Here is a 10,576-nt window from a genome sequence, read left to right as displayed (position 1 = left end):
AGCTTCTGCAGCAGTGGACAAACTTGCAGACGAAGCTCTCTGTTTAGCTAGTTAATTATTGGAGTCAGGAACTTCATGGTATTGACAAATATCATAGGAGTTCAGAATGACAAGCTTTTTTGTTCCATTTTCAATTTTCATTTTCTATTCCTCATTCTTCCTCCCTCGTATAATTCCCACTTCATCTTTTTAAGTGTAAAATAGATTCATGTCTAATTTTTTAAATAACGATACAGTTTTTATTCTTGATTCTTACGGACTCATTTACCGCGAATATTTTGCTTTTATTTCAAGACCGCTCACAAACTCAAAAAAAGAGAACATTTCTGCGGTTTTTGGATTTTTTAGAAATATTTCTTCTATTTTAAAAATGTTCAATCCAAAATATATGCTTGCCGCAATGGATTCAAAAACGCCAACTTTCAGGCACGAAATGTATGCCGAATACAAAGCGACACGCCAAAAAACTCCCGACGACCTAAAAGCGCAGTTTCCGTGGATTGAAGACTTACTCGCAACGCTGGGAATTCCTGTAGTGCGATGCGACGGCTTTGAGGCTGACGACGTAATCGCAACAGTGGCAAAAAAAGCCGCCAGCGAAAATCACAACGTGTGCATTTTGAGCGCAGACAAAGACTTGATGCAGCTAACTTCCGAAAAAATCCATATAATGAAGCCGGACCGCGACGCAATCTGGAAGGAAATGGACGAAGCCGCCGTTAGCGCGGAATGGGGCGTTCCGCCAGAAAAACTTCTAGACCTTCTGAGTCTCATGGGCGACACCGCCGACAACGTTCCAGGCGTAAAAGGCGTCGGTCAAAAAACGGCTGTAAAACTTTTGAGCCAATACGACACACTCGAAGGAATCTACGAACACGCAGCCGAAATTAAGGGCGCACTCGGAGAAAAAATCCGCAACGACAAAGACAATGCTTTTTTCTCAAAAAAACTCATCACGCTGAACAGCGAAGTTCCTTGCATCACAGACATTGACGCATTCAAAACCGAGGAACTTCACACAACGGAACTGGCAAAAAAACTCGTTGAATTCGAGCTTCCTGCAGTGGCAAAGAATTTTGCAAATCTCGCAAGCAAAAACACAGAATCCAAAAGCGAGCCTCAAACTCAAAGCCAAACTGAAAATCAGTCAGAAGAAATCGACCTTACCCCGGCAAAGCCGAACGAGGGCGACTACAAGGCAATTACGAATGCCGAAGAACTTTCCAAATACGTTGACGAAGCGATAAAAGCAAAACTCGTGGCGTTCGACACCGAAACAGACTCGCTCAACACCCGCGAAGCAAATTTAATCGGATTCTCGCTCTCTTTTGAGCCGGGCAAGGGAGCCTACATTCCCGTCATCGTCACGGACCCGCTTTTGAACGGCCCTACAGTTCCGAAGAACGATGCACTAAAACAGCTTGCACGTCTTTTTGAATCTGACGCAAAAATCATCATGCACAATGCAAAATTTGATTTGCAGGTACTTGCCTCCAACGGGCTAAAATTGAATAAAAAACAAGGTGAACAAAAAAGCGCAAATTTGCAGCCAAGCCTTTTTGACGATTTGGACGAGGATTTTAATTCTGACGAAATCAAAATTCCTTCATCAAAAAATCTGAACATTGCCGACACGATGATTGCAGCGTGGCTAACCGAGCCTGACCGCACGGGAAAATCCGCCTACTCGCTCGAATATCTCGCCGAAACAAAACTGCACCTAAAAGGCACGGAATTTGCCGAAATCGTTCCAAAAAACGGCACTTTCGCCGACGTTCCGATTCAAATCGCTTCTAATTACGGTGCGGAGGACGCGGACTTTACACTCCAGCTCTGGAATTATTTTGAGCCAGTTCTAAAAGAGCAAAATCTTTACGAAATCTTCAATAACATGGAGATGAAAGTATTGCCGATTCTCGCCCAAATGGAACTGAACGGGATTCATATTTCGCCGGACTGCCTAAAAACTTACGCCGTGGAACTTTCGGGCAAAATAAAGTCCATCGAAAAAGACATTTACGAAACCGTCGGTCACGAATTCAACATAGCTTCGCCAAAACAGCTTGCGGACGTTTTGTTCAATGAACGCGGCCTAAAAGGCACAAAAAAAACAAAGACCGGCTATTCGACGAACGAAGAAGTTCTTGAGACGCTCGCGGCCTACGACCCGGTTCCAAAAATGATTCTGGATTACCGCTCAAACGCAAAGCTTCTCTCAACTTACGTGGAGACGCTCCCGGAAATGATTGACGAAAATTCAAGGATTCACACCACGTTCATGCAGACGGGAACCGCCACAGGCAGACTTTCGAGCAAAGACCCGAACTTGCAGAACATTCCTGTTCGCGACGAAGCCGGAAGAAAAATCCGAAGCGCGTTTACCGCGGCACCGGGAACGGTTTTAATCTCAGCAGACTACGCGCAGATTGAGCTTGTGGTTCTCGCTCATTTAAGCGGCGACAAAAATCTCTGCGACGCGTTCAATTCGGGCACCGACGTTCATAAATCAACCGCCTCGCTCATTTACGGAGTTCCAATGGAACAAGTTACGGCAGAAATGCGCCGCAACGCAAAAACGCTGAACTTCGGTCTCATGTACGGAATGAGCGCATTCCGACTCGCGAACGAAATCGGCACAACCCGCACGCAGGCAAAAGAATTCATCGACAACTACTTTGCAATTTACAGCGGAGTTCAGAATTTCTTTGAGGAAAATATCCGCAAAGCCGAAGAAACAGGATTCATCACGACCATAAAAGGCCGCAAGCGGGCAATCAGCGGAATAAACAGCGCGAACAAACTCATTAAAGAAGCAGCGATCCGAATCGCAAAAAATTCTCCGATCCAAGGAAGTGCGGCCGACATCGTAAAGCAGGCGATGATTGACGTTTCAGATGCCCTCGAAAAATCTTCGCTCAGCGCAAGGCTGCTCTTGCAGGTCCACGACGAGCTTATTCTTGAATGCAAGGACGAACCTGGCGAAATCGAAAAAACAATCGCTCTCGTAAAAGACAAAATGGAAAACGCCGTAAAACTCAATGTTCCGCTAAGAGTCAGCATTGAGCACGGAAAAAACTGGGGCGAGTTCCATTAATTGAAAATTGCTAAATAACTGTCACTCCGAAAAGCCAACATTAATTGTCGTTGTCTTTTCGGTTGGGAATACAAAAGAAAAATGATAGAAAAATTCAACGCGAACAAAAAAGACTTTCTCAAAAAAATCCGACCGCTCATAAACAGCCCTGTCATCTGCCTGACGGGGCAAATGGCGGCGGGCAAAAATTACGTCTGCGCCATGCTCGAAAAACTCGGTGCGGTCTCAACCGATCTCGACAAAACGGCGCACATCGCAATCCAAGAAAGCACTCAACAAATTCTTGACGAATTCCAAAAAGACGCGGAGGAGTCAGGAATAAACCTGCAAACCCCAGACGGAAGCCTAAACCGCCGTGCCCTCGGAAAACTGATTTTTTCGGAGCCGAGTCTGCTCAAAAAGCAAGAAGAAATCGTCTACCCAAAAATCATCGAATTGACGAAAAAATTTATAGAAGAAAATGAAGGAAAAACTGTTATCCTCAATGCAACTGTCCTTCACAAAACCCCAGAACTTATGGCACTTTGCTCCAAAATTATTTTCGTAAGCGCACCTTGTTTCAAGCGTCTTTTCCGTGCAAAAAAACGGGACGGTATGCCTTTAAATCAACTTATGGCAAGGTTTTCCGCCCAAAAAAATCTCCTGCAAGAATACAAAAAAACTGGAAAACCAATAATCATCGTAAAAAACTAACCTGCAACATTTTCATTGCCGTGCCCGACACGGCAATCTCTCCCCACAACTCCGAAATAAATTCTAAATTTAAAAATCCACATGCCGATAAATTTATCGTAAACAAACGTTTTATTTTGAAAGCAATAAAACATTTTAAGTTTATATTTAGACTTTTCAATTTAAAGCGTTACAAATATTGAATAATAAGATTTACCAAAAGATTATAGAACTTTTCAAAAGTTTATCGAGGTTTTTATGGAATCAAAAAGAACTTTATGGATTATTGTTGCAGCAGGCACATTCCTTCTCGTAGTAGTCGGTCTTGCCGTCATTTTGAGTGGACCTTCAACTCAGCAACAAAAAGCTCAGGGGCAACACGCGAGCCTTGACGCACGTTCTGGCTGGATTACGACACATGATTCTGAGCCGACTGTTAACGACCCGATTTCTTCAAATTCATTTATGAACGTTGAAGAATCATTGGCAGCAAATACAGAATCTGAAAAAGCCGCCGAACCTTTTGAGCAAATTTCAAATCCGTTCTCTGATTCCAGCATTCAGACTCAAGTTGTTCAGCAACAGACTGAGACGCAGAATCCAAACGGATTTTCACCGCTCCGCACAGAAAACGTAACTGTAATTGCAGACAACACTACAATCATCAGTCAGGATACAACCAAAATCGATTTGAACGCTCTTAAAAATCCATCTGCATCATCAAACGTAACTGCTAAAAACGAGCTCACAGAGTCTCAGATTAACACTGCAAAACAAACTCAGCTTGCACATGCAGATTCTACTCCAGCAAAGGTCGTAACTCCAGTAGAGGTAAAACCTGTTGCAAAAAAAGCAGAACCTCAAAAAGCTCTCGCATCTGCAAAACCTGCAGAGAAAAAAATCGAAAAAAAGGACGTTTCAAAAAACACGTCTATTGCCAGCACAAAAAAAGCTGTTAACGACAGTGCAAAAGTTTCTCAGAAACAAGATAAATTCTGGGTTCAGGTTGCGGCATTCTCAAACATCGACAACGCAAAAGCAGCCCGCTCAACTCTCGAAGCAAACAAAATTCAGTGCGACATTTTTACAACAAATTCAAACGGAAAAAATTTGTATCGAGTGCAGTCTGGTCCGTACACAACTCGAAACGAAGCCGAGCACTGGGGCAATTTGATTGGAAAAATCGACAAATTCTCAGGCACAAAAAGCATGATTCTTAAAAACGATTAGTCCAATTATTGAAAGGACTTCTAAAACTGAAGTTTTTAGAGGTAGCTTTGAAAATGCGAACTTAAAAAATTCTTCTTCGGATTTTTTATATATGGCTGACCAAAACACAACCAACTGGTAAGTTTTTTGGCCAGCTATTTTTTTCTACGACTTTTAATCTTCTAACAAAACATTATTTTAAAACGTGAAATTTCTTTCCAAAAAACGGAAGTAAAATTTATATGAAGAATTTTATTTTTGTTTTTATTCAGATAATCTTGATTTTTGTTGGGCAGATTAGCTTTTGTGAACCTGTATTTAATTACGCCGAATACAAGTTTAGTTCCACAATTTGCTTACCGCAAGACCAAAGCGATAAAGAAAATTCACTTTCCGCGAACACAGGCTTAAAACTCGCACTCTCAGACGCGGACATTCGTGCTTACTTTACGCTCCCCAAAACATCTTTGAGCGACTTAAAAAACTCGTCGTTCCGCGAAAAATTGGATTTTTGGGATTCACCTAGACTCGGTGCCAGCGTATTTTTATTTCAAAAAAGCTTTCCCGTAACACTAAAAGCCGGCTCTCTAACCTATTCCCGCTCAATTTCAAAATTAAAATCCCCTTCCCCGTCAATGGCAGCAAATCCGCTCACAAAATCATTTTCGTTCGCAACAGGTTCTGGTGCAACTCTTCCAACATTAACCTCCGCCGAACAACCAAAATCAGTTTTTCTCTCGTTTTCAATTCCCGAAGAAAAAACTTATTTTCCGTTTACAAGCGAATTTTTTATTAACGACGAAAACGAGGCGGGCATTTTTTTTAACGTGCAGCACGACTTTTCAAAACACGTTTCATTACAAACATCGTTTACGGGAGTACGCAATTATATAGAAAACAATTCTGCAATCCTAAAAAAAACGCACCTTCAATTCTCGCCGCAATGGCTTTTCGCAGGACTTTTCGAAACTTCTTTTCGCTCACCGATTTTTAAATCAAACTTTTATGCGGCATACCACCAATCTCCTTACAACACCGAAGATTTTTCTGATTCAATTTGGATTCGATTTGATGGCCGTACAAGTTTTAAGAATTTTCTGCTGGATTTTTCTTATTTTTCAGTTCCGACAACTGGCAGCACTCCTAAAGCCGCCCCGATTATAACAAGCTCATCAGCAATCTGTCGAACAATCGAACAAATCGGAATCAATCCACAAGTAATTTTTCTTTTTGGCAATAAAAATTCACAGATTCTCAGATTAGGGGTCCATGCCGTTGACTCCTGGAAAATCACCTCGACAAAAAGCGCAGAATCTTACAACACTTTAAAACTTAAAGGCGGAGCCTTATTCGAAAGTCACAACTTCAATTTTCGAACGGATTTTTCTGCAACAAATATTTTGCTTTCAAAAGACACAAAATCAACTCAACTAGAAAAATATTACGAATTCTCAGCTTCCACAGGAATCAACCTAAAAAATTCTGTTTCTTCAATAAACGGAAGCTTTAAATTCTATCCAGAAAATTCGTCAGAGAAAAAAAAGCAAATAAACTTGAATGCAAGTTGCACGCCAGGCAAAGAAAAAAAACTTACGCTGCAGGGAGGGTTCTCGTCAACAATCAAGGACGGTTCAAAAACAAATGGAAGTACATGGAGTGCGGTCACAGTAAAACTAAAATCAAACAGCTTAAAATCAACTTTTAAATTAAAATTTGAACTACCTTTCTAAAAGCATGTTATAATATTTTAGGATATTTGTCGGGAATAAAATAGAATGATTCTATTGATAAACATCATAAATTCATTTATATTAGTATGAATCTACAGGCTAATTCTCGGCTTTTCTGATTTTTGAAAAGTCTGTTAATCAATGAAAACTTTTTTTGAGAGGTAAACAATATGGCTTTTGATATTACCAAAGTTCGTAATATCGGTATCAGTGCCCACATTGACTCTGGTAAAACAACAACTTCAGAACGCATTTTGTTCTATTGTAACAAAATCCATGCCATTCACGAAGTTCGTGGTAAAGACGGTGTTGGTGCTGTAATGGACAACATGGAATTGGAGCGTGAGCGTGGTATCACAATCCAGTCTGCTGCAACACAGGTTCAGTGGAAAGACACAACAATCAACTTGATTGACACCCCAGGACACGTTGACTTTACAGTAGAAGTTGAACGTTCTCTCCGCGTTCTTGATGGTGCTATCATGATTCTTTGTGCGGTTGCAGGTGTTCAGTCACAGTCAATCACCGTTGATCGCCAGCTCAAACGTTATCATGTACCTCGCGTTGCATTCGTAAATAAGTGTGACCGTCAGGGTGCTAACCCAATTCGTGTTTGTGGTCAGCTCCGTGACAAATTGGGCTTGAACGCTCACATGGTTGAACTTCCAATCGGTCTTGAAGACAAACTCGAAGGTGTTGTTGACCTCGTAGGAATGAAAGCTATTTACTTCGACGGCGAAAACGGAGAAAACCTCCGCATCGCAGAGATTCCGGCTCACTTGAAAGATGATGCTGAAAAATATCGTCAGGAACTCGTTGAAGAAGCAACAAACTTTGATGATGATTTGATGGAGAAAGTTCTCAATGGTGAAGAACCAACAGAGGACGAGCTCATTCTCGCTATCCGCAAGGGAACTCTTGCAGAGCAGTTCGTAGGTGTATTCTGTGGTTCTGCTCACGTAAACAAAGGTATCCAGCCACTTCTCGACGGTGTTGTACGCTACCTTCCAAATCCAACAGAAGTTCACAACTATGCCCTCGACCTCGACAAAAACGAAGAGCAGGTTGAATTGTTCAACGTTCCGGATAAGCCGGCAGTTGCACTCGCATTCAAACTTGATGACGGACAGTTCGGTCAGTTGACATACATCCGTATCTATCAGGGACGTATTCCAAAAGGATGCGAACTTACAAACACACGTACAGGAAAACGATTCAAGGTTGGTCGTCTCGTACGAATGAACTCTGCAGCAATGGAAGATATTTCTGTAGGTGAACCAGGAGATATTTGTGCATTGTTCGGTGTAGACTGTGCTTCTGGTGATACATTCTGTGCAGAAGGAATCAACGTAGCTATGACTTCTATGTTCGTTCCAAAACCAGTTATTTCTCAAGCTATCAAACCAAAAGATAAATCAATGGCAGCTAACTTTGCTAAAGCTCTTAACCGCTTTACAAAGGAAGACCCAACATTCCAGACAGAGCTTGACCCAGAGTCTAACGAGACAATCATTAAGGGTATGGGTGAGCTTCACCTCGCAGTATACGTTGAGCGTATGAAGCGTGAGTACAAGTGTGAAGTAGAAGTTACTCCACCAAAGGTAGCTTACCGCGAGTCTATCACTGCTCAGGCACCATTCAACTACACTCACAAAAAACAGACTGGTGGTTCTGGTCAGTACGGTCGTGTAGCAGGATTCATGGAGCCATTGGCAGACAAAGACTACGAGTTCGTAGACGCAATCAAGGGAGGTGCTATTCCTAACGAATACATCCCATCTTGCGACAAGGGATTCAAACGTGCTATGGAAAAGGGATCACTCATCGGTGCTCCAGTTGTTGGTGTACGCTGTACAATCAACGATGGTCAGTATCACCCAGTAGACTCTTCAGACATCGCATTCCAGACAGCTGCTATCGGTGCATTCCGTGAAGGATACGAAAAAGCTAAGCCAGCAATTCTTGAGCCAATTATGAAGGTTTCTATTGAAGGACCTACAGAATTCCAGGGAAATATGTTCGGTCTTATCAACCAGCGCCGTGGTGTAATCCTCGATTCTACAGATGAAAACAACATCTCGACTGTAAACGCTGAAGTACCACTGTCAGAAATGTTCGGATTCTCAACAATCCTTCGTTCTTCTACACAGGGTAAAGCAGAATTTACAATGGAATTCCTCAAATACGGACGAGTTCCAGGCAACGTTGCAGACGAACTGATTAAGAAATACCAGGAAAGCAGAAAGGCTGGTAACTAATCAGTTAAATTATAGGGACGCCCCTCTTTGGGGTGCCCGTTCTTTTTTGCTAATCTACTACGGAGGAAACTGATTATGGTTAAACAGGATCTTTTTGAAAAAAGCCCAGTTCGTCTTTTTGACGCAGCAACTGATGGTGGACTTAAAGCTGGAGAACTCGGTCTCGTAACTTCTAAAAAAGGTTTGGGAAAAACTTCTGTTCTCGTACAGTTCGGTATGGATACACTCCTCCAGGACAAACAGCTTGTACACGTAACATTTGATCTCCACTCTTCAAATGTTATTTATTGGTATGACGCAATTTTTACAGAACTTTCAAAGAAAAAGAACGTTGGCAATAGCGCAGAGCTTAAGGGTGATGTAGTTTCAAAACGAACAATCCTCAACTTCAGCATTGACAACTTCTCTCTTTCAAAGGTTGTAAACACTTTGAACGCACTTAAAGCAGGCGGAATCGCTGTTTCAGGTGTTGTAATCGATGGAATCGACTTCGCAAAAGTTACAGAAGGTGACATCAATGCTGTTGCACAGTATGCCGCTGCAGAAAAAGTAACAGTTTGGACAGCCGCAAATTCTGACGGAAGCGCACTTTCAGATTCAGTTCCAGCAAACCTTGAGAAATATTTCAGTGCAGTTGTAAACTTGAACCAGAAAGACAACGGGGTTTCAGTAGACGTATTGAAAATCCACGACAAGAAGGATGTTGCTACAGGTCTCAAACTTGACACAAAATCACTTCTTATCACAAAAGCATAAGCTTGTAGATTTTAGTCTTTTTTCAATAAGAACCATTCTGTTTCGTTTGCGCCTAACAGAATGGTTTTTTTATTAGCAGAACTTTTATTGTCTTTTAAGGATTTTTTTATTATATTTTCTTAGTAGCAAGGAGATACAATGCAAACAATTATCAACGAAAAAGAAGAAGAAAAAAAGGAAGCTCAGGATTCGCTCTCAGAGAAATTCTTAAAGACTCGCCAGATTATTCTCAGCGGCGAAATAAACGAAGAAAATTCCGAAAAAATAATCAAGCAGCTCCTGCTTTTGGAAGCAGATAGCGACAAGCCGATTTATATTTATATAGATTCACCTGGCGGTTCAATTGACTCAGGATTCGGAATCTACGACATGATTCGGTTCATAAATGCACCTGTATACACAATCGGAACAGGTCTCATTGCCAGCATGGGATCTATAATCCTTCTTGCAGTGCCAAAAGAACGACGTTTCGGACTCCCTAACAGCCACTATTTGATTCACCAGCCATTAATTGGCGGTGTTGCGCGCGGAGTTGCCACAGACCTAGAAATTCAGGCTGTTGAAATCGCAAAATCAAAAGAAAAACTCATCAAATTGATTGCAAGCGAAACAGGAAAATCTGAAGACGAAGTAAGAAAAGATTGCGACAGAGATCATTGGCTTTCTGCTGACGAAGCTAAAGATTACGGCTTAATCAGCAAAATAATTTCTAAGCGTTCTGAATTGAACTAAATTCATCTCTCAATTTTTGAATCAATCTAAAATGACACATTAAAAAGCGTGCTTTGACAAAAAGCACGCTTTTTTTTGAATGACATAAAATCGTATTTCTGATAAATTAATATTAAAAGGAAGTC

Annotated in this window: 7 protein-coding genes; all 7 read left to right on the top strand. The window is 41.5% G+C overall.

Annotated features, from left to right (window positions below; genetic code table 11):
• Window positions 1–208: 208 nt before the first annotated feature.
• The 7 genes from polA (at window position 209) to JI65_RS11240 (ending at window position 10,451) form a co-directional block, all read left to right on the top strand.
• Window positions 209–3,094, top strand: coding sequence for a DNA polymerase I (gene polA, locus JI65_RS11270; protein WP_191016583.1), 2,886 nt, complete (start codon window positions 209–211; stop codon window positions 3,092–3,094).
• A gap of 81 nt (window positions 3,095–3,175) precedes the next feature.
• On the top strand, window positions 3,176–3,787 hold the full coding sequence (coaE, locus tag JI65_RS11265; RefSeq protein WP_191016580.1) for a dephospho-CoA kinase: 612 nt from the start codon (window positions 3,176–3,178) through the stop codon (window positions 3,785–3,787).
• 237 nt (window positions 3,788–4,024) lie between these two features.
• Complete coding sequence (locus JI65_RS11260) at window positions 4,025–4,996, top strand: SPOR domain-containing protein (RefSeq protein ID WP_191016578.1); 972 nt, start codon at window positions 4,025–4,027, stop codon at window positions 4,994–4,996.
• Window positions 4,997–5,217: 221 nt separating this feature from the next.
• Window positions 5,218–6,705, top strand: coding sequence for a hypothetical protein (locus JI65_RS11255; RefSeq protein WP_191016576.1), 1,488 nt, complete (start codon window positions 5,218–5,220; stop codon window positions 6,703–6,705).
• A gap of 170 nt (window positions 6,706–6,875) precedes the next feature.
• Window positions 6,876–8,963: an elongation factor G gene (gene fusA / locus JI65_RS11250; protein ID WP_191016573.1), complete on the top strand. Its 2,088-nt coding sequence runs from the start codon at window positions 6,876–6,878 to the stop codon at window positions 8,961–8,963.
• A gap of 75 nt (window positions 8,964–9,038) precedes the next feature.
• Window positions 9,039–9,719 (top strand): hypothetical protein, encoded by a 681-nt coding sequence (locus JI65_RS11245; RefSeq protein WP_191016570.1) that lies wholly within the window; start codon window positions 9,039–9,041, stop codon window positions 9,717–9,719.
• A 138-nt stretch (window positions 9,720–9,857) separates the two neighbouring features.
• Window positions 9,858–10,451, top strand: a complete 594-nt coding sequence (locus JI65_RS11240; protein WP_191016568.1) for an ATP-dependent Clp protease proteolytic subunit — start codon at window positions 9,858–9,860, stop codon at window positions 10,449–10,451.
• Window positions 10,452–10,576: the final 125 nt, after the last annotated feature.

It is taken from the genome of Treponema zioleckii (assembly GCF_014737315.1).
In the GTDB taxonomy this organism is placed as follows: domain Bacteria; phylum Spirochaetota; class Spirochaetia; order Treponematales; family Treponemataceae; genus Treponema_D; species Treponema_D zioleckii.
This window is presented reverse-complemented; position numbering and strand designations above follow the sequence as displayed.